This is a genomic window from Curtobacterium sp. MCSS17_008 (assembly GCF_003234185.1).
Lineage (GTDB): Bacteria > Actinomycetota > Actinomycetes > Actinomycetales > Microbacteriaceae > Curtobacterium.
In genome coordinates this window covers 266,728-286,026 of sequence record NZ_QKSM01000003.1, presented here as the reverse complement: position 1 = coordinate 286,026, position 19,299 = coordinate 266,728, and the positions used below count along the sequence as shown (strand labels likewise).

At 70.7% G+C, this 19,299-nt stretch carries 16 protein-coding genes; 9 read left to right on the top strand and 7 right to left on the bottom strand.

The window, feature by feature from the left end; all coding sequences use genetic code 11:
* Positions 1-106: 106 nt before the first annotated feature.
* Positions 107-2,158: a glycoside hydrolase family 127 protein gene (locus tag DEJ23_RS05700; RefSeq protein ID WP_111239270.1), complete on the top strand. Its 2,052-nt coding sequence runs from the start codon at positions 107-109 to the stop codon at positions 2,156-2,158.
* A 318-nt stretch (positions 2,159-2,476) separates the two neighbouring features.
* Here the strand turns inward: DEJ23_RS05700 and DEJ23_RS05695 are convergent, their stop codons facing one another.
* A complete protein-coding gene (locus DEJ23_RS05695; protein WP_111239269.1) occupies positions 2,477-3,526 on the bottom strand; it encodes a substrate-binding domain-containing protein in 1,050 nt (349 codons plus the stop codon).
* A 181-nt stretch (positions 3,527-3,707) separates the two neighbouring features.
* Between DEJ23_RS05695 and chvE the strand changes: the two genes are divergently transcribed.
* From chvE to mmsB, 3 genes are all read left to right on the top strand, one after another.
* On the top strand, positions 3,708-4,841 hold the full coding sequence (gene chvE / locus DEJ23_RS05690) for a multiple monosaccharide ABC transporter substrate-binding protein (protein ID WP_111239268.1): 1,134 nt from the start codon (positions 3,708-3,710) through the stop codon (positions 4,839-4,841).
* 147 nt (positions 4,842-4,988) lie between these two features.
* Positions 4,989-6,539 carry a multiple monosaccharide ABC transporter ATP-binding protein gene (gene mmsA / locus DEJ23_RS05685; RefSeq protein WP_111239267.1) on the top strand — a complete coding sequence of 517 codons (1,551 nt, stop codon included), beginning with the start codon at positions 4,989-4,991 and terminating at the stop codon, positions 6,537-6,539.
* A complete protein-coding gene (mmsB, locus tag DEJ23_RS05680; RefSeq protein WP_111239266.1) occupies positions 6,526-7,707 on the top strand; it encodes a multiple monosaccharide ABC transporter permease in 1,182 nt (393 codons plus the stop codon). Before mmsA ends, mmsB begins: the two co-directional genes overlap by 14 nt.
* Positions 7,708-7,821: 114 nt before the next feature.
* Here the strand turns inward: mmsB and DEJ23_RS05675 are convergent, their stop codons facing one another.
* Positions 7,822-9,102 (bottom strand): alpha-amylase family glycosyl hydrolase, encoded by a 1,281-nt coding sequence (locus DEJ23_RS05675; RefSeq protein WP_181429138.1) that lies wholly within the window; start codon positions 9,100-9,102, stop codon positions 7,822-7,824.
* Positions 9,103-9,229: 127 nt separating this feature from the next.
* On the opposite strand from DEJ23_RS05675, the gene DEJ23_RS05670 reads away from it, so the two are divergent.
* Positions 9,230-9,628, top strand: a complete 399-nt coding sequence (locus tag DEJ23_RS05670) for a DUF3253 domain-containing protein (RefSeq protein ID WP_111239264.1) — start codon at positions 9,230-9,232, stop codon at positions 9,626-9,628.
* 36 nt (positions 9,629-9,664) lie between these two features.
* A complete protein-coding gene (locus DEJ23_RS05665; RefSeq protein ID WP_111239263.1) occupies positions 9,665-10,807 on the top strand; it encodes an SDR family oxidoreductase in 1,143 nt (380 codons plus the stop codon).
* Here DEJ23_RS05665 and DEJ23_RS05660 read toward each other — a convergent pair.
* The gene (locus DEJ23_RS05660; protein WP_111239324.1) at positions 10,795-11,868 is read right to left on the bottom strand and encodes a spore photoproduct lyase family protein; all 1,074 of its coding nucleotides are present in this window, start codon (positions 11,866-11,868) and stop codon (positions 10,795-10,797) included. The genes DEJ23_RS05665 and DEJ23_RS05660 overlap by 13 nt on opposite strands.
* Positions 11,869-11,913: 45 nt before the next feature.
* Here DEJ23_RS05660 and DEJ23_RS05655 point away from each other — a divergent pair, with 45 nt between their 5' ends.
* Positions 11,914-12,222, top strand: a complete 309-nt coding sequence (locus tag DEJ23_RS05655) for a biopolymer transporter Tol (protein ID WP_111239262.1) — start codon at positions 11,914-11,916, stop codon at positions 12,220-12,222.
* Positions 12,219-12,671 (top strand): hypothetical protein, encoded by a 453-nt coding sequence (locus DEJ23_RS05650; protein WP_111239261.1) that lies wholly within the window; start codon positions 12,219-12,221, stop codon positions 12,669-12,671. The genes DEJ23_RS05655 and DEJ23_RS05650 overlap by 4 nt, the downstream gene beginning before the upstream one ends.
* Positions 12,672-12,816: 145 nt before the next feature.
* Here DEJ23_RS05650 and DEJ23_RS05645 read toward each other — a convergent pair whose 3' ends face one another.
* The 4 genes from DEJ23_RS05645 to DEJ23_RS05630 form a co-directional block, all read right to left on the bottom strand.
* Positions 12,817-14,640 carry a beta-galactosidase family protein gene (locus tag DEJ23_RS05645; RefSeq protein ID WP_111239260.1) on the bottom strand — a complete coding sequence of 608 codons (1,824 nt, stop codon included), beginning with the start codon at positions 14,638-14,640 and terminating at the stop codon, positions 12,817-12,819.
* A gap of 75 nt (positions 14,641-14,715) precedes the next feature.
* Positions 14,716-16,047 (bottom strand): sugar ABC transporter substrate-binding protein, encoded by a 1,332-nt coding sequence (locus DEJ23_RS05640; protein WP_111239259.1) that lies wholly within the window; start codon positions 16,045-16,047, stop codon positions 14,716-14,718.
* A 104-nt stretch (positions 16,048-16,151) separates the two neighbouring features.
* A complete protein-coding gene (locus tag DEJ23_RS05635; RefSeq protein WP_111239258.1) occupies positions 16,152-17,141 on the bottom strand; it encodes a carbohydrate ABC transporter permease in 990 nt (329 codons plus the stop codon).
* Positions 17,138-18,073 carry a carbohydrate ABC transporter permease gene (locus DEJ23_RS05630; RefSeq protein ID WP_111239257.1) on the bottom strand — a complete coding sequence of 312 codons (936 nt, stop codon included), beginning with the start codon at positions 18,071-18,073 and terminating at the stop codon, positions 17,138-17,140. The genes DEJ23_RS05635 and DEJ23_RS05630 overlap by 4 nt, the downstream gene beginning before the upstream one ends.
* 228 nt (positions 18,074-18,301) lie before the next feature.
* Here DEJ23_RS05630 and DEJ23_RS05625 point away from each other — a divergent pair, with 228 nt between their 5' ends.
* Positions 18,302-19,288: a LacI family DNA-binding transcriptional regulator gene (locus DEJ23_RS05625; RefSeq protein WP_111239256.1), complete on the top strand. Its 987-nt coding sequence runs from the start codon at positions 18,302-18,304 to the stop codon at positions 19,286-19,288.
* Positions 19,289-19,299 lie beyond the last annotated feature (11 nt).

The following is a 19,299-nucleotide window of genomic DNA, read 5'->3' as shown; positions in this document are numbered from 1 at the left end:
CTTGTGCAGGGGACGTGCACTGTCGTAGCGTCTGCCACAGAAAGCGCTTTCCGAACGGACGGCGGCCAGTCAGACCGCACCGTCGGTCACATCGCAAGGAGGCGACATGACCACCACGCCCGCGACCGACCGCGGCGCACGCACCGCGACCCCGGTCCTCCCGACCGCCGACGCGCACCTCGTTCTCCGGCCGCTGCCGAGCGGGGACGCCCGGATCACGGGTGGCTTCTGGGCGCTGCGCCAGGACCGCAACGGGCGCGACGCCGTCCGCAGCGGGTACGAGCGGCTCCGGGACGCCGGGAACTTCCGGAACCTGCGCATCGCCGCCGGCGACGAGGCCGGCGAGGCCGTCGGCCCGGTCTTCATGGACTCCGACGTCACGAAGTGGCTCGAGGCGGTGGCGTGGGAGTACGGCCGTGCCCCGGCGGACGACCTGCTGACCCTGCAGCGCGAGGTCACCGACCTGTACGCCCGGGCCCAGGCGGCGGACGGCTACGTCGACTCCGTGCAGCAGGTGCGCGGGCACGGCGAACGCTACGTCAACCTGAAGTGGAGCCACGAGCTGTACTGCGCCGGGCACCTGTACCAGGCCGCGGTCGCGCAGCACCGGGCGACGGGCGACACCGGCCTGCTCGACGTCGCCACGAAGAACGCCGACCACCTCGTCGCCACCTTCGGCCCCGGCGACGACCACGTCCAGGACGTCGACGGCCACCCCGTCGTCGAGATGGGGCTCGTGGAGCTGTACCGCGAGACGGGGAACCGGGCGTACCTGGACCTCGCGCACTGGTTCGTCGACGCCCGCGGGCACGGCATCATCGAGCGCGCCGGCGGCGAGCCGACGTACTTCTCCGACCGCGTGCCGGTGCGTGCGGCGACGACCGTCGAGGGCCACGCGGTCCGCGCCGTGTACCTCGCCGCGGGTGCGGTCGACGTGGCGATCGAGACCGGCGACGCCGAGCTCCTCGCCGCGAGCGAGCGTCAGTTCGCCGACATGACGGCCACGAAGGCGTTCATCACCGGCGGCCTCGGCGCCCGCTGGGACTGGGAGGCGTTCGGCGACCCGTACGAGCTCCCCACCGACCGCGGCTACGCGGAGACCTGCGCGGCGATCGGCGGCATCCAGTGGGCCTGGCGGCTGCTGCTCGCGACCGGCAAGCCCGTCTACGCGGACGCGATCGAGCGCCTGCTGGTCAACGCGTTCCTCGCGGGCGTGAGCCTGGCGGGCACGGAGTACTTCTACGTCAACCCGCTGCAGCACCGCGACGGCGCGCACCGCGACGAGAACCGGTCCCCCGCCCACGGCCGCCGAGGCTGGTTCGACTGCGCGTGCTGCCCGCCGAACATCATGCGGACGTTCGCGAGCCTGGACGGGTACCTGGCGACCGCGACCGACGGCGGACTGCAGGTCCACCAGTACGCCACCGCCGACCTCGGCCCGGTCCGCGTCGAGACCGGCTACCCGCACGACGGGCACGTGATCGTCACGGTCACGCAGGACGGTCCGCTCGCCCTCGGCCTGCGCATCCCCGCCTGGTCCGACACGACGACCGTCACCGGTGCCGGCGGTGAGGCGAGCCCCGCCCCCGGCACGCTGCACGTCATCGAGCGGGAGTGGGCCGCGGGCGACACCGTCGAACTGGCCTTCGACACGACCGCGCACCGGTACGTCGCCGACCCCCGCATCGACGCCGCCCGAGGCCAGGTCGCGATCGAGCGCGGCCCGCTCGTGTACGCCGTCGAGCAGGCCGACCAGCAGGGCTTCACCGTCGACGACCTCACCGTCGACCCGGATGCGCCGATCGCCGAGGAGCGTCGCGACGACCTGCTCGACGGTGTCGTCACCCTGCGCGTGCAGGGGTACGCCCCGGCGCAGCACGAGCAGGCAGCGTGGCCGTACCGCCGACTGCACCGGCCGGGAGGCGCGTCCCACGTCACCGACGCGACCAGCGTCACCGACACCACCGGTCCGGTAACCGCCACCGGTCCGGCAGACGCCCCAGGCCCGGCAACCGCCACCGGTCCGGCAGACGTGGCCACGGGCCTCCCGTCCGGCGACGACCACGTGCAGACCGTCACCGCGACCGCCGTGCCGTACTACGCGTGGGCCAACCGCGGCCCCGCGCCGATGCGCGTCTGGCTGCCGCTCGCGCGCTGAGATCTGCACCGCCCTGGTCGCACGACACGCCGTCCGTACCCGCGACGGACGGCATGTCGTGCGCCCGGAGCGACCGCACGCGGCACGTCGTGCGACGAGAACGACCCGTGCGCCCCGGCGGCCCGGGCGGCCGGCACGCACCGCCCTGGTCGCACGACACGCCGTCTGTACGCGGGACGGACGGCATGTCGTGCGCCCGGAGCGACCGCACGCGGCACGTCGTGCGACGAGAACGACCCGTGCGCCCCGGCGGCCCGGGCGACCAGGGCGACCGGGCGGCCCGGCGACCAGAGCGGCCGGCACCACCCGCGCCCTGCCTCAGGCCGAGCGGCGCACCACGAGCTCGGGCAGCAGCAGCGTCTCGTCGCGCGGCTCCCCCTCGACCAGGGCGCGCACGGCCTCGAGCACCCGCTGCCCCATCGCCATGAAGTCCTGCCGCACGGTGGTGAGCGGCGGCGTGAAGTGCGCCGCCTCGGGGATGTCGTCGAACCCGACGACCGCGATGTCGTCCGGCACCCGCAACCCCTCCTCCGCGAAGGCGTGCAGCACCCCGAGCGCCATCTGGTCGTTCCCGGCGAAGACCGCGTCGACAGCGTGCACGTCGATCGACCGGGCCGCCGCGAACCCGCTCGCCGGGGTCCAGTCGCCGTCGAGCACCACGGGGTCGAGCCCAGCCTCGCGCATCGTCCGCGCGTACGTCTCGCGGCGGACCTCGGACTCCTGCGACACCGCCGGCCCCGCGATGTGCACGATCCGGCGGTGCCCGCGCGCGAACAGGTGGTCCATGACGAGCGTCGTGCCGGCTGCCTGGTCGATGGCGACGGCCGCGACGGTCCGAGCAGACGGCGTCCGAGCGGCGTCGCGCTGGACCGCGTTCGCGACGACGACCGGCACGGTGACCGGGATGGTCAGCGACGCCAGTGCGTCGAGCACCCGGTTGTCCGCGGCGACCAGGACGATGGCTGCGACGTCCTGCGCGAGCAGCGTCGTGAGCGCGCCGGACAGGTCGACCGGGCGCGGGTCGTCCGGCAGCGTCGAGAGCAGCACGTGGTACCCCGCGGAGCGCGCTGCCCGTTCGAACCCGACCGCGGTGCTCGACGGTCCGTAGAGCGCGTCGCCCGCGGTGATGATGCCGAGCGCGCGGCTGCGTCCTCCGGCGAGCGCCCGGGCGGCGGCACGGGGGCGGTACCCGAGCTCCGCCACGGCGTCGACGACCTGCGAGCGGTAGGCCTCGCGCACGGTCGGGTCGCCGTTGATCACGCGGGAGACGGTCTGGTGGGAGACCCCGGCGCGCTCGGCGACGTCGAAGATCGTCGGGGCCTTCCGGCGTCTGCCGCCGGTGTCTCCGAGCGCGGTCGTGGTCGTCACGTCGCCGAGCGTACCGTCCGGGCGGGTCGGCGAGGGAAGATCCCGAAACGGTCACGACGAGTTGACACCCCGGTACGGAACCCTCAGTATGTGAGCGCTCACACGAGCACATCCCACGGGGCACAGCAGCCCCAGCACCCGAGCGCGTCGAGGACGACGCGAGAGGAACAGAGGTACTTCGATGATGAAGCGCAGGATCATCGCGGGGGTCGCGGCCCTCGGCATCGCGTTCTCCCTGGCAGCGTGCTCGGCCGGTGGCCGTGCGTCCACCGAGGGCGGCGGCGACGGCGGCGACGCGAACAAGGGCGCCCTGGTCGGCGTGGCCATGCCGACCAAGGTCTCCGAGCGGTGGATCAAGGACGGCGACGCCGTCAAGAGCGACCTCGAGGAGGCCGGTTACAAGGTCGACCTCGAGTACGCGGACAACAAGATCCCGCAGCAGGTCCAGCAGGTCAGCAACATGATCACGAAGGGCGCGAAGGTCCTCATCGTCGCGTCGATCGACGGCGGCTCGCTCTCCGACCAGCTCGACGCCGCCGCCAAGGCCGGCATCAAGGTGATCTCGTACGACCGTCTGCTCACCGGGAACGAGAACGTCGACTACTACGTGTCGTTCGACAACGAGAAGGTCGGCGTCGACCAGGCGAACTCCCTGCTCACCGGGCTCGGCGTCCTCGACGAGAACGGCGAGGAGACCGACGAGAAGGGTCCGTTCAACATCGAGGTGTTCGCCGGCTCGCCCGACGACAACAACGCCACGTTCTTCTTCAACGGCGCGATGAAGACCCTCAAGCCGTACATCGAGGACGGCACGCTGACGATCGGCTCCGGCCAGGACGGCTTCACGCAGGCCGCCACGCAGCAGTGGGACCCGGCGACCGCCAAGGCCCGCATGCAGAACCTCGTCGCCAAGTCGTACTCCGGCGGCACGAAGCTCGACGGCGTGCTCTCGCCCTACGACGGCATGTCGATCGGCATCATCTCGGCTCTGCAGGGCGCGGGCTACGGCTCGTCCGACCGTCCGCTCCCGGTGATCACCGGGCAGGACGCCGAGGCCGCGTCGGTCAAGTCGATCGTGAACGACCAGCAGTACTCCACCATCTACAAGGACACGCGCCAGCTGGCCGAGAAGTCCGCGCAGATGGCTGAGGACCTGCTCGCGGGCAAGGAGCCCGAGGTCAACGACACGAAGACCTACGACAACAAGGTCAAGGTCGTCCCGACCTACCTGTTCCAGCCGACCGTCGTGACGAAGGACAACTACGAGAAGGTCCTCATCGACTCGGGCTACTACACCGAGGCCGACCTCAAGTAACGACCCCACCTGCGGCCGACGCACGTCGGCCGCAGGAGCGACTCGGTCGCAACCACCCACAGGACGGGAGGCGCGGTGCACCCCGCACCGCGCCTCCGGTCCGTCTGCACCCGCGCACACGCGCGGACGACGGAAAGGCGGTCCCAGATGGCGGACACCATCCTCGAGATGCGGGACATCACCAAGACCTTCCCCGGTGTGAAGGCCCTGCAGGGCGTCTCCATCGAGGTCGAGCGTGGGCAGGTCCACGCGATCTGCGGCGAGAACGGCGCGGGCAAGTCCACCCTGATGAAGGTGCTGTCGGGCGTGTACCCGCACGGCTCCTTCGACGGCGAGATCCTGCTCGACGGCAAGCCGGTGAAGTTCGACGACATCAACGACTCGGAAGCGGCGGGCGTGGTGATCATCCACCAGGAGCTCGCCCTCAGCCCGTTCCTGTCGATCGCCGAGAACATCTTCCTCGGCAACGAGCGTGCCACCGGTGGGCTCATCGACTGGAACAAGACGAACCTCGAGGCCGCGGCGCTGCTCAAGCGGGTTGGGCTCAAGGACAACCCGGTCACGAAGATCGTGGACATCGGCGTCGGCAAGCAGCAGCTGGTCGAGATCGCGAAGGCGCTCTCGAAGGAGGTCAAGCTCCTCATCCTCGACGAGCCGACCGCGGCACTGAACGACGACGACTCCGCGCACCTGCTCGAACTGATCCGGTCGCTGCAGGCCGAGGGCATGACGGCGATCATCATCAGCCACAAGCTCAACGAGATCAAGGCGATCGCGGACAAGGTCACGATCATCCGCGACGGCAAGACCATCGAGACGCTCGACATGCACGCTGACGACGTCTCCGAGGACCGCATCATCCGCGGCATGGTCGGTCGCGACCTGTCGAACCGCTACCCGGAGCACGAGCCGACGATCGGCGAGGAGCTCCTGCGCATCGAGGACTGGACCGTCCACCACCCGCTCGACGCCGGCCGCGAGATCATCCACCAGGCCAACCTGACCGTCCGCGCGGGCGAGATCGTCGGCATCGCGGGCCTCATGGGCGCCGGACGCACCGAGCTCGCGATGAGCGTCTTCGGACACTCCTACGGCATGGGCATCTCCGGCACCGTCTACAAGCGTGGCGTCCCGATCAGGACCAACACCGTCACCGCGGCGATCGACAACGGCATCGCGTACGCGACCGAGGACCGCAAGCGGTACGGCCTCAACCTCATCGACGACATCAAGCGGAACATCTCCGGGTCGGCGCTCGGGAAGCTCGCCAACTGGGGCTTCGTGAACGGCTCGCAGGAGACGACGATCGCCGGTCAGTTCCTCAAGAACATGAACATCAAGGCCCCGACGGTCAACGCCATCACGGGCAAGCTCTCCGGCGGCAACCAGCAGAAGGTCGTCCTGTCGAAGTGGATGTACGCCGACCCCGACGTGCTCATCCTCGACGAGCCCACCCGCGGCATCGACGTCGGCGCGAAGTACGAGATCTACACGATCATCAACAGCCTGGCGGACCAGGGCAAGGGGGTCATCGTGATCTCCTCCGAGCTGCCCGAGCTGCTCGGCATCTGCGACCGCATCTACACGCTCTCCGAGGGCACGATCACCGCCGACGTGCCCCGCTCCGAGGCCACGCCCGAGGTCCTCATGCAGTACATGACCCAGGAACGGGAGACCCCTGTCAATGAACGCGCTTAAGTCCGCCGCCAGCTACCTCACCGGGCAGCTCCGACAGATCGGCCTGTTCATCGCGCTGATCGTCATCGTCATCTTCTTCCAGGTGACGACGAGCGGCATCACGCTGGCCCCGATCAACGTCACCAACCTGATCGTCCAGAACAGCTACATCCTCATCCTCGCCATCGGCATGGTGATGGTCATCATCGCCGGTCACATCGACCTGTCGGTCGGTTCGGTCGTCGCCTTCACCGGCGCGATGGCGGGCGTCATGATCACGCAGTGGGGCCTCCCCTGGCCCGTCGCCGTCGTCCTGTGCCTGGTCATCGGCGCCCTGGTGGGTGCCTGGCAGGGCTTCTGGATCGCCTACTTCGGGATCCCGGCGTTCATCGTGACGCTGGCCGGCATGCTCGCCTTCCGCGGTGCCGCCCAGATCGCCCTGCAGAACCAGCAGATCTCGCCCTTCCCGGACGGCTTCCGCTCGCTCGGCTCCGGCTTCCTGCCCTCCTTCGGCACCTCGGGCTACGAGCCGCTCACGATGATCCTCGGCATCGCCGCGGCGGCGATCATGGTGGTCGTGGCCTTCCGCGGGCGTGCGACCCGGCGGAAGTACCAGCTCGAGAGCGAGCCGTTCGCCTGGTTCATCGTCAAGCTCGCCTTCGGCGTCGCGCTCGTCATCTACGTCGCGATGCTGCTCGCCAGCTACAACGGCACCCCGATCGTGCTCGTCATCCTCGGTCTGCTCGTCGTGGTGTACTCGGTGGTCATGCGGAGCGCGGTCTTCGGGCGGCACATCTACGCGATCGGCGGCAACGCCCTCGCCGCGCAGCTGTCCGGCGTGAAGACGAAGCGCGTGACGTTCCTGCTCTTCGTGAACATGGGCGTCATCTCGGCCCTGGCCGGCGTGGTGTTCACCGGTCAGCTCAACCTCGCCTCGCCGAGCGCCGGCAACGGCTTCGAGCTCGACGCGATCGCGGCCGTGTTCATCGGTGGCGCTGCGGTCACCGGCGGCATCGGCACCGTCCCGGGCGCCATCGTCGGTGGTCTCATCATCGGCATCCTGAACAACGGCATGTCGATCCTCGGTGTCGGCACCGAGTTCCAGTCCCTCATCAAGGGCCTGGTGCTGCTCGCCGCCGTCGCGTTCGACGTGTTCAACAAGCGCCGGGCGGCGTCCGCGCGCAAGTAGCGCTCGCCTCCCGGCCCCGAGACCCGGGCTGGACGACACATCTCGCGGTCCGCCGCGCGGGTGATGTCGCCCAGCCCGGGTCTCGTCGCGTGCGGGCCGGGTCCCGGGACCGGGTCAGGCCGACAGGACGGCCCATCCGGCGGCCGGGAGGCGCACGGTCCCGTCCCGCAGCTCGCCCCCGCCCGCTTCCACACGCGTCGCGTCGGCTGCGGGTACCTGCACCGGGTCGTCCGCCAGGTTCAGGGCGGTCACCACCGCCGCGTCCGCCGTCGCCGTCCGCAGCACGACCGCGGTGTTCGTCAGGTGCACGACATCGGTGTGGGCGCGGTGCAGCCAGGGGTTCCGACGACGCAGGGCGACGAGCGCCTCGACCGCGTGGGTCAGCTCCGTCGGTTCCGGGAGCGACGCGGGGAGCTCCGGGCGGACGGCGTCGTCGCCGCCCTCGCGCTCCTCCTTCACCCCGGTCCAGCCGTACTCGTCGCCGGCGTAGACCACGGGCGTCCCGGCCACGGTGAACAGCACGGCGGCCGCGTGTCCGGCGAACCGCTCCCCCACCGCGCTCGCGATCCGGGTGACGTCGTGGTTGCCGACGAACGTCGTCGGGACGAAGGTCTCCAGCAACACGTCGTGGCGCTCGACCGCGTGCGCCAGCTCGAAGCAGTTGCGGTCCGCGATGCCGTGCCAGACCGCCTGCCACAACTCGTACTGCGTCGTCGAGTCCATCGTCGACGACTCGATGATCGCGGCCGCGTCGCCGTGGATGACCTCGCCGCTGAACCAGGCGTCCGGGAAGCGCTCCCGCACCCGTGGCAGCACCCGCGCCCAGAACGCCGGCGGCACCGCGTAGGCCGCGTCGAGCCGCCACCCGTCCACACCACGCTCGAGCCAGTAGGTCATGACCTCGACCACCAGGTCCTCGGCGGCTCGGCCCCCGTGGTCGAGGGCGACGAGCATGTCGTGCCCCTCGAAGTTCCCGACCGGCACGGGGTCCCCCTGCTGCCAGCCCGACCGGTCGAGGGCGAACAGCTCGGCGGTCGGGGCGTCCGGGCCCTGTTCCTCGAGCAGGCGGAACGCCGGGTGTTCCCGCCCCACGTGGTTGAAGACGCCGTCGAGCACCACACGCACACCGCGTTCGTGCGCGGCCGCGACGAGCGCGTCGAGGTCGGACTCGTCGCCGAGGCGCGGATCGACGCGGAAGTGGTCGACGGTGTCGTAGCCGTGCGTCGAACTCGCGAAGACCGGACCGAGCAGCAGCCCGTTGAGCCCGAGGTCGACCACGTGGTCGAGCCAGGGCACGAGGCGTCCGAGCCGGTGCTCCACAGGGCGCTCGTCGACCGGCGCCGTCGGCCGGACGTCGGCACCGACCGCGCCGAGCGGGTAGACGTGCCACCACATCGCGTGCTCGACCCAGGCGGGCTCGGGCGGGCGGGTGGTGCTGTTCGGGTCGTGGTTCACCGGTCCGATGCTGCCAGCCGTGCCTGGGCTGTGCGCGGGAGCGGACAGCGGGACCAGGATGGAGGGCATGGGACGAGCGATCAGGACCGCAGCGGACGCCTCGGCGTCGGAGGCGGCACACGCCGATCGGACCTGCGCGTCGTGCGGCCGGCGCATGCGGTCATCGGCCTCCCCCGACGCGAAGTGGTGCTCGGCCGCATGCCGGAAGCACGGCGTCGACGACACCGACCGTGCGCTCGAACAGCGGATCGACGAGCTGCTCGCCGCGCGGGCGCGGACGTCGAGCATCTGTCCGTCGGAGGTCGCCAGGAGCCTCGAACCGGACGACTGGCGCCCGCTCATGGAACCGGCTCGGCGCGCTGCTCGTCGCATGGTCGCCCGCGGCGAGGTGGAGATCACCCAGGGCGGTTCCGTCGTCGACCCGTCGACCGCGAAGGGCCCGATCCGCATCCGGCGCCCTCGGTAGGGAACACCTGTCGTCGTGCCGCGTTGCACCCCGACGATGACGATCACCACCGACTCCACCCGTCCCCGTCCTGAGGCCCTCGTCGTGGGCGCCAGCGGCATCACGGGATCCGCGCTCGTCGACCACCTGCTCGACCTCGGTTGGGACGTCACCGCGCTGTCCCGCCGCCCGGTCGCCCGGGACGGCGTCCGCACCGTCGCCGCGGACCTCCGCGACCCGGACTCGCTCGCCGCGGCGCTTGCGGGCGAACGGCCCACGCACGTGTTCTTCACCGCCTGGCAGCGACAGGACACCGAGGCCGAGAACATCCGCGTGAACGGCGGGATGGTCCGCGACCTGCTCGCCGCCCTGACCCACGCGCCGCTCGCCCACGTCGCGCTCGTGACCGGGCTGAAGCACTACCTCGGCCCGTTCGAGGCGTACGCCGCGGGCGAGATGCCCGACACGCCCTTCCACGAGGAGGAGCCGCGCCTGGACACCCCGAACTTCTACTACGCGCAGGAGGACGAGCTCTTCGCCGCCGCCGAGCGCCAGGGCTTCACGTGGTCGGTGCACCGCTCGCACACGGTCATCGGGTACGCGGTCGGCAACGCGATGAACATGGGACTCACCATCGCCGTGCAGGCCACGCTCGCGAGGGAGCTCGGCCTGGACTTCGTCTTCCCGGGCAGCGAGGCGCAGTGGAACGGGCTGACGGACATGACCGACGCCGGCGTCCTCGCCGAGCACATGGTGTGGGCGGCCACCAGCCCCGCGGGCGCGGACGAAGCGTTCAACGTCGTGAACGGCGACGTGTTCCGGTGGCGGTGGATGTGGCCCCGGCTCGCCGCGCACCTCGGGGTCGACCCGTCGCGGGTCGTCGGGTACCGGGACCGCCCCCGGCCGCTCGAGGAGCAGATGGCTCCGCACGAGGCGTCGTGGGCCGGCATCGCGGAGCGGCACGGACTCGTCGAACCGGACATCGCTCGCCTGGCGTCGTGGTGGCACACCGACGCCGACCTCGGCCGGGCGATGGAGGTCGTCACCGACATGGGCAAGAGCCGCGAGGCGGGCTTCACCGCGTTCCGCCGCACCGAGCGGGCCTTCACGGACCTGTTCGACCGCTACCGCGCCGAGCGGCTCATCCCCTCGCTGGACTCCTGGGGGAAGGACCCGGGTACGGAGCGTCAGAACGCGTAGCGGATGCGGCAGGACGGCAGGTGCTCGGCCACCAGCTCGCGGAACCGCTCGACGAGCTGCCCCTTCATGCCCGACCGGTAGCGGACGTTGACCGCACCGTTCTGCGACACCTTCTGCTCCTGCAGCTCCGGGCGCCAGAGGAGGTCCTCGGCCTTCGGGTGCCAACCGAGGTTGACCTCGTGCAGGGGCTGGTTGTGCGTGAGGAAGATGACCTCGGCCGCGAGCTGGGCCTTCGCCGCCGGCGAGAGCACGTCGTCGACCTGGCGCAGCAGCTCGGCCCAGTCGGCCTCCCACGTCGGCGTGAGGATGACGGGCGAGAAGTTGAGGTGGACCTCGTACCCGGCGTCGACGAAGTCGTTGACCGCGGCGATGCGCTCCGCGACCGGGCTCGTGCGGATGTCGGTGACCTTCGCGGTCTCGTGCGGCATGAGCGAGAAGCGGATGCGTGTCCGCCCCATCGGGTCCCAGTCCAGCAGGTCGCGGTTGACGTACTTCGTCGCGAACGACGCCTTGGCGGTCGGCGTCATCCGGAAGAGGTCACAGAGGTCGCGCACGTTGTCGCTGATCATCGCGTCGACCGAGCAGTCGCTGTTCTCGCCGATGTCGTAGACCCACGCCTCCGGGTCGCACTGGTTCGGCTCGGTCTTCGGGCCCTGCTTCGCGATGTTGCGCGCGACGTGCTTCGTGATCTGCTCGATGTTCGCGAAGACCGTGACCGGGTTCGAGTACCCCTTGCGGCGCGGGACGTAGCAGTACGCGCACGCCATCGCGCACCCGTTCGCGGTCGACGGGGCGATGAAGTCGGCCGAGCGGCCGTTCGGCCGGGTGACGAGCGACTTCTTCACGCCGAGCACGAGCGCCTCGGTCTTGATCCGGACCCAGCGCTGCACGTTGCGCTCGTCGCCGTGCACCTCGGGGATGTTCCAGTGCGAGGCGACGGGGACGATCTCGGCGTCGGGCCAGCGCCCGACCACCTCCTGCCCACGCGGGAGCTCGAGGGCGGCGTCCTCGGCGTAGATCCGCCTGACGTCGAGCATGGGTCGCACGCGTGGTTCCGTCATCGTCACCTGTCTACCGCCGACCACCGACGGTGCAGACTCGGGAGCATGCCCGCCGAACCCGACGACCACTTCTTCGTCGTCGACGGCCGCCGGTGGCGCCGCACCGACCCCGCGCTGCCCGAGCACCTGGCCGCCGCGCTCCGGTCACACCTCGGCCGCGGGCGCAACGCCGTGCAGCGGGCGAAGCGTGCCGGTGACGAGGAGGCCCTCGCCGCCGCCCGACGCCGGAACGGCCTGGCGAAGCACGGGCTCGGCGAGCGCGGCCCCGAGTGGTGGACCCGCCCCGAGGCCGACCGGATCGCCGACGCCGAGCGTGCCCTGGTCGACCTCGACGCCCTCGACGGGGCGCAGTGACGCTCATCCGCGCGCCCCGGTGGGAGCGCATCCTCACCGTCGTCGTGCTCGGTCCACTGACGATCGCGACCGGCGCGGTCGTCGCCGCGGTGGCGTTCGACCCGGGGACCGCCGCGTCGGGCTTCGTGGTCGTCCTCGGATCGGCCCTCGTCGTCCCGGGGACGTGGATCACCGTCCGCGCGCGCCGTGTCGGCGTGTCCCTGTCCGACGAGACGTTCCGCTACCGCGGGTTCCTGCTGTCGTGGAGCGCGCCGCGGCGGCAGATCACGGCGGTGCTCGACGACGCCTTCGTCGAGTGGCGGGACGAACGGGGCGTCGAGCACCGTCGGCAGGTCTGGCTCCTGACCCAGGTGTGGGAGGACGACGGCACGAAGTTCGCCCCGCTCTGGCGCTGGCGACGCGAGGGGCTCCTGCTGATCCGCGCCTGGGCCGACGCCCGCGCCGTCTGATCCTTCCCAGGACATCTGCGATGGAAAGCGAGAACGGGCGTACCTGGTCGGAAGTCCCGACCAGGTACGCCCGTTCTCACCAGGTACGCCCGATCCCGCCAGGGACGCCCGGAAGCGCCAGGCACCCGCGAGGGGCAGGCGGGCGTCAGGCCTCGGTGTGGCCGAGTTCCGGCTCGAGGAGCATGCACACCGTGCGGGACGCCGAGGCGTGCAGCTCGAACACCACGACCTCGTTCCGACCGGAACGGAGCACCGGCCCCGGCACGGCCAGGGTCTGCTGCGGGCCCCGCGACCAGTACCGCCCGAGGCAGAACCCGTTCACCCACGCGACGCCCTTGCGGAAGCCGTCGAGCGACAGGTACCGGTCCTCGGTGGACGTCAGGTCGAACGACCCCGCGGCGACGACCGGCCCGGCGAGCACGTCGCCCTCGGTCGGCTCGAGCGCCGCGAGGACGTCCAGGACCGCGGGCGCGATCGGGTCGAGCGCGAGGGGCGATGCGGTCCACCGGGCGAGCGGCACGCCGTCGACGGCGACCGTGCCGATCAGGCCCTTCGGCTCGCCGATGCGTGGCCCGTAGTCGACGCGCCCCTGGTCCTCGACGAGGAGCTCCAGCGTGCCGGTGACCGGCGGGAGCGCGATCGCCCGGTCGTGGTGCTCACGCTCCAGGACCCCGACGACGACCCCGTCGACCGAGACGACGGCCCGGTCGCGGACCTCGGTGCCGATCGTGAGGACGCCGCCCGACGGCAGGTCGACCTCGGTCCGGTAGAGCACGAAGCCGCTGGCGGCGCCGAGCGCGTCGAGGGTCGGCGGCTCGTCGTGCGTCGACCAGTCGGTGAGCGCCGGCAGCAGTGCGCGCAGGGGTGCGACTCGGTCGAGGCGGACGTCGACGTCCGCGGCGGGCGTGGGACGAGCCTCCGGTCCGGCGCCGGACGCGACGGACAGCACGCCCGACCCACCGGGCTGCATCGACGCCGGCAGCGGCGGGACGGGCGCGTAGCGCTCGATGACCGACCGGAACGCGTGGAACTTCTCGGTGGGCCGACCGGCCTCGTCGAGTGGGGCGTCGTAGTCGTACGACGTCGCGATCGGCCGGTACACGCCCTTGTCGTTCGCGCCGTTCGTGAAGCCGAAGTTCGTGCCCCCGTGGAACATGTAGATGTTCACGGAGCCGCCGGCGGCGAGCAGGTCGTCGAGGTCCGACGCCGATTCCGAGGCCGGCGTGGTGTGGTGGTGCTCGCCCCAGCTGTCGAACCAGCCGTCCCAGAACTCCGAGCACATGAGCGGACCGGTCGGCTGCGCCTGGCGGAGCCGGGCCAGGCGCTCCGTGGACCGGGAGCCGAACGAGCCGGTCCTGTGCAGGGACGGCAGCGATCCGTCCTCGAGCATGGTGCCCATCGGCTGGTCCACGCTCGTGAAGGGCACGGTCAGCCCGATGTCCCGGTGCATCTCCTCGAGCGCGCGCAGGTACGACGCGTCCGACCCGTACGCGCCGTACTCGTTCTCGACCTGCACGAGCATGATCGGGCCGCCCTGGTCGATCTGCCGCGGCACGAGGACCGGCGCGAGCTGCTCGAGGTACTCCCGCACGGCCGCGAGGAAGCCCGGCTCGTTCCGCCGGACCCCGACGGTCCCGTCGGCGAAGAGCCAGTACGGCAGGCCGCCGTTGGTCCACTCGGCACAGATGTAGGGGCCGGGGCGGACGATGGCGTGCATGCCCTCCTCAGCGACGAGGTCGAGGAACCTGCCGAGGTCGAGGCCGCCGGTCAGGTCGAAGACGCCGGGCCGGGGCGCGTGCGCGTTCCACGCGACGTAGGTCTCGATGGTGTTGAGGCCCATCAGCCTGGCCTTGCGGATCCGGTCCTGCCAGAGGTCCGGGTGGACGCGGAAGTAGTGGATCGCGCCGGACAGGATCCGGTGCGGCTCGCCGTCGAGCAGGAAGTCGGTGTCGCCGATGGCGAAGCGCATGGTGTGTCTCTCTCGTACGACGGGGCCGTGCGGACGTCGCGTCCGCACGGCCCCGGGGTGTGGGGAACGCGGGTGTTACTTGCTCTCGACCGTGAAGCCCTGGTCCTTGCCGTACTTGACGAGGGCCTTCTGCCACGCTTCGAGACCGCTCTCGAGCGAGGTGCCGTTCTGGTAGGACTGCCCGACGGTGTCGGCGTAGACGCTGTTCGCGTACACCTGGTACGGCAGGTAGGTGAAGTCGTTGGCGGACGTCTTCGAGGCGTCGACGAGCACCTTGTTGATCTCCTGGCCGCCGAAGTAGTCCGGCTTCTCCTGCAGGAAGGCGCTGGACTCGAGGTCCGCGGTGGTCGACGGGAAGCCGCCGGACTCCATGAAGACCTTGGTCGACTCCTCCGACGAGTTGAGCCACTTGAGGAAGCCGGCGGCGAGGGCCGGGTTCTTCGTCTGCTGCATAACCGCCTCGGCGCTGCCGCCGTTGCTGGCGGTCTGTGCCTGACCGCCGTCGTAGGTCGGCATCGGAGCGACGCGCCAGTCACCCGCGGCGTCCGGCACGCTCGCCATCAGGTTGCCGGGCATCCAGGCACCCGTCACCATCGTGGCGATCTGACCGTTGCCGAGCTGCTTGTACCAGTCGTCGGTCCAGCCGGTGGTCTTCGCCAGCAGGCCCTGCTCGACGAGCTGGTCCCAGGTCTCGGTCCACTTCTTCGTGCCCTCGTCGGCGAGGTCGATCGTGACCTTGTCGCCGTCCGTCGTGAAGGGGGTGCCGCCGGCCTGAGCGATCATGCTCGTGGTGAAGCCGGCGTCGCCGGAGTCCGCGGCGATGTACTTCGACGGGTCGGCCTCGTGCAGCTTCTTCGCCGCGGCGACGTACTCGTCCCACGTCGCCGGCACCTCGATGCCGTACTCGTCGAAGACCTTCTTGTTGTAGAACAGCGCCATGGGGCCCGAGTCCTGCGGGAGCCCGTAGACCTTGCCGTCCATCGAGACGTTGCTCCAGGTGCCCGCCGAGAACTTGCTCTCGAGGTCGTCGAAGCCGTACGACGACAGGTCGACGAGCGAGTCCGACAGGGCGAACTGCGGGAGGGCGTAGTACTCGACCTGGGCGACGTCGGGTGCGCCCGAGCCGGCCTTGATCGTGTTCTGCAGCTTCGTGTACTGGTCGGCACCGGTGCCGGCGTTGACGAGCTTGACCCTGACCTTCGGGTACTGCTCCTCGAACGCGGCGACCTGGTCCTTCGCCGACGGGGTCCAGGACCAGTAGGTCAGCGTGCCGCCCTCCTCCAGGGCCTTCTCGATGTCGTCCGACGAGCCGCCGGCGGAGCTGCCGGAGGCGCAGGCCGTCATGGCGATGGCGGCGGTGACGCCGATGGCGAGGGCGCTCAGCCCGCGCCGGAGACGCTTGTTCATGGGGTTGCCTTCCACTTCTTCGTGATTCGGGACGTGCGGTGGTGCTGCTGCGTGTCGGTCGGGAGGCGCGTGGCGGACGGCCTGCGTGCCTCCCGTCCGTCGGTTCAGGCCTTGACGGAACCGGCCGCGAGGCCGGACTGCCAGAAGCGCTGGAGGAAGAGGAACGCGACCACGATCGGGATGATCGTGAGGAGCGATCCGGTGACGACGAGGTTGTAGATCGGCTGCGCGCCGGAGCCGGTGGCCTGCGCGTTCCACTGGTTGAGGCCGACCGTCAGGGGGTACCACTTCGGGTCGCTCAGCATGATGAGCGGCAGGAAGTAGTTGTTCCAGGTGGCGACGACCGCGAAGAGCAGGACCGTCACGACGCCGGGGGTGAGGAGCTTCAGCGCGATGGTGAAGAAGATCCGGAACTCGCCGGCGCCGTCCATGCGGGCGGCCTCGATGAGCTCGGTCGGGATCGCGTCGATCGCGTAGGTCCAGATGAGGTACATGCCGAAGGGGCTGATGAGCGACGGCAGGATGATCGCCCACGGGGTGTTCGTCAGGCCGACCTGCGAGAAGAGCAGGAACGTCGGGACGGCGAGGGCGGTGCCGGGGACCGCGATCGCGCCGAGGACGACGGCGAACACCGCGCGTCGGCCGGGGAACTGGAACTTCGCCATGCCGTAGCCCGCCACGGTGGCGAGCAGCGTCGCACCGCCGGCGCCGACGACCACGTACAGCAGCGTGTTGCCGAGCCACTGCACGAAGATGCCGTCGTTGTACGTGACGGTGTCGACGATGTTCTGCCAGAGGTTGAAGTCGCCGCCGAACCAGAGGCCGAACGTCGACAGGAGCGACGCCTGGGTCTTCGTGCTGTTCACCAGCAGGTAGAACAGCGGCGCGAACGAGTAGACGACGAAGACGACCATCACCGCGGTCAGCAGACCGGAGCGCTTGACCTTGCGTCCGTCGACGGGCCGGCGGTTGCGCGATCGGCCCAGCCGGGAGGCGCGTGTCGCCCCGTCGCGCGGGTCGCGCTGGGTCGTGGTCGCCTCGGTGACCGTGGCCGGGGTGGTCGCGCCGGCGGCGGGCTGCTGCAGGGTGCTCATCGGTTCTCCTGGCGGGTTCCGCGGACCTGGACGACGTAGGCGATCACGGCGGTGATGACACCCATGACGATGGCGACCGTGGCGGAGTAGTTGAACTGCTGGCCGCTGAAGGACAGCGAGTAGGCGTACATGTTCGGGGTGAAGGCGCTGCCGATGACGTTCGGGGCGAGGGTCTTCAGCAGGTTCGGCTCGTTGAAGAGCTGGAAGCTGCCGATGATCGAGAAGATCGTGGCGATCACCATCGGGCCGCGGAGGGCGGGCAGCTTGATCGAGAAGACGGTGCGCAGCGGGCCGGCGCCGTCGAGCTCGGCGGCCTCGTAGAGCTCGCCCGGCACGACGCGGAGGGCCGCGTAGAAGATCAGCATGTTGTAGCCGAGGAACTCCCACGTGACGACGTTGCCGATGGAGGTGAGCACCCAGGTCGGGCTGAACGGCTGGAGCAGGTCGATGCCGAGCGCGTCGTTCGCGGCTCCGGTCAGGCCGAACTGGTTGCCGTAGATGAAGCCCCAGATGAGCGCGGCGACCACGCCGGGGACCGCGTAGGGCAGGAACACCGCGATGCGGAAGAACCCGGTGCCCCAGAGTCGGGCGCTGTCGAGCGCGAGGGCGGCGACGAGGGCGAGGCCGAGCATGATCGGCACCTGCACCACGAGGAACAGCGCGACGCGGCCGAGGCCCTCCCAGAACGCGGCGTCCTGGAACAGCTGGACGTAGTTGGCGAACCAGACGAACTGGTTGCCACCGATGAGCTGGTCGCGGAACAGGCTGAGCCAGAGTGCGTAGCCGATCGGCACGATGAGCATCGCCACGAGGACGACGACGAAGGGACCGACGAACAGCCAGCCGGTGTACCGCCCCCGGGGCTTCGGACGGCGAGCGGTCGGCCGCGCCGGCGGTGCCGCCTCGGCCGGACGCGCTGCGAGCGTGCTCATGTGACTCCCTTGTCTGCTGCGTTCGTGTTCCGGACCCCGCACCCGCAGGTGCGTTCGGGACGAGCCCTGCCTGCGCTGGCACCGATCCGGAGGACGTTGATGTTGACGTCAACATCGAACGACGCCACCGTAGCATGGCAACGTCAACATGCACTAGCGTTCGGGGAAGTCGAACGGGAGGGAACCACGTTGTCGACCGATCTGACCGCCAGCCGCCGGGCGCCGTCGATGGCCGCCGTGGCCGAGGCCGCCGGCGTGTCGATGCAGACGGTCTCACGCGTCGCACGCGGGTTCGACAACGTCAGCCCGGAGACCCGCGACCGCGTGCAGCGGGCGATGGACGCACTCGGCTACCGACCGAACCGCGCCGCCCGCGCCCTGCGCTCCGGCCGGTTCCGCACGATCGGCGTGATCATGTTCACGCTCGCGTCGTTCGGCAACATGCGCACGCTCGAGGCGATCGCCGACGCCGCGGGCGCGGCCGACTTCACGATCACCCTCCTGCCGATGGCCTCACGCACCGAGGAAGGGGTCCGCTCGGCGTTCTCCCGCCTCCACGAGCAGGCCGTCGACGGCGTGGTGATCATCATCGAGTCGCACATCATCGACACGGCCGAGGTCGCCCTGCCCGACGGCGTCCCGATGGTCGTCGTGGACTCGACCGGCACCACCGAGCACCCGGCGATCGACACCGACCAGGCCGACGGCGCCCGCCGGGCCACACAGCACCTCCTCGACCTCGGCCACGAGACCGTGTGGCACGTCGCGGGGCCCGGGTCGTCGTACTCCGCGGCCCGACGACTCGCCGCGTGGCAGGACACCCTGGAGCGGGCCGGCCGGGTCGTCCCACCGGTGTTCCACGGCGGGTGGACGACGGAGCACGGCTACGCGGCCGGGCTCGAGATCGCCGCCCGTCCGGAGATCACGGCGGTGTTCGCCGCGAACGACCAGACGGCGCTCGGGGTCCTCCGGGCCGCGCACGAGTCGGGCAGGCCCGTGCCGTCGTCGCTCAGCGTGGTGGGGTTCGACGACTCCCCCGAGTCCGACTCGTTCTGGCCGCCGCTCACCACCGTGCACCAGTCCTTCGACGAGGTCGGCCGCCGCGCGGTGGCGAACCTGCTCGACCAGATCGAGGGCGCCCCGGTCCGCGCCACCACGGACCTCGTCCCGGTGCGCCTGGTCGAGCGCGCGAGCACCGCCCCGCCGTCGGCCTGAGGCCGTGTGCG

What these genes read in the sequence shown, in the direction of transcription:
- DEJ23_RS05630 (WP_111239257.1), bottom strand. Translation starts at nt 18,073, where the DNA reads ATGAGCACGCTCGCAGCGCGTCCGGCCGAGGCGGCACCGCCGGCGCGG.
- DEJ23_RS05675 (WP_181429138.1), bottom strand. Translation starts at nt 9,102, where the DNA reads ATGTGGTGGCACGTCTACCCGCTCGGCGCGGTCGGTGCCGACGTCCGG.
- DEJ23_RS05665 (WP_111239263.1), top strand. Translation starts at nt 9,665, where the DNA reads ATGACGATCACCACCGACTCCACCCGTCCCCGTCCTGAGGCCCTCGTC.
- DEJ23_RS05645 (WP_111239260.1), bottom strand. Translation starts at nt 14,640, where the DNA reads ATGCGCTTCGCCATCGGCGACACCGACTTCCTGCTCGACGGCGAGCCG.
- mmsB (WP_111239266.1), top strand. Translation starts at nt 6,526, where the DNA reads ATGAACGCGCTTAAGTCCGCCGCCAGCTACCTCACCGGGCAGCTCCGA.
- chvE (WP_111239268.1), top strand. Translation starts at nt 3,708, where the DNA reads ATGATGAAGCGCAGGATCATCGCGGGGGTCGCGGCCCTCGGCATCGCG.
- mmsA (WP_111239267.1), top strand. Translation starts at nt 4,989, where the DNA reads ATGGCGGACACCATCCTCGAGATGCGGGACATCACCAAGACCTTCCCC.
- DEJ23_RS05660 (WP_111239324.1), bottom strand. Translation starts at nt 11,868, where the DNA reads ATGACGGAACCACGCGTGCGACCCATGCTCGACGTCAGGCGGATCTAC.
- DEJ23_RS05635 (WP_111239258.1), bottom strand. Translation starts at nt 17,141, where the DNA reads ATGAGCACCCTGCAGCAGCCCGCCGCCGGCGCGACCACCCCGGCCACG.
- DEJ23_RS05640 (WP_111239259.1), bottom strand. Translation starts at nt 16,047, where the DNA reads ATGAACAAGCGTCTCCGGCGCGGGCTGAGCGCCCTCGCCATCGGCGTC.
- DEJ23_RS05670 (WP_111239264.1), top strand. Translation starts at nt 9,230, where the DNA reads ATGGGACGAGCGATCAGGACCGCAGCGGACGCCTCGGCGTCGGAGGCG.
- DEJ23_RS05700 (WP_111239270.1), top strand. Translation starts at nt 107, where the DNA reads ATGACCACCACGCCCGCGACCGACCGCGGCGCACGCACCGCGACCCCG.
- DEJ23_RS05625 (WP_111239256.1), top strand. Translation starts at nt 18,302, where the DNA reads ATGGCCGCCGTGGCCGAGGCCGCCGGCGTGTCGATGCAGACGGTCTCA.
- DEJ23_RS05655 (WP_111239262.1), top strand. Translation starts at nt 11,914, where the DNA reads ATGCCCGCCGAACCCGACGACCACTTCTTCGTCGTCGACGGCCGCCGG.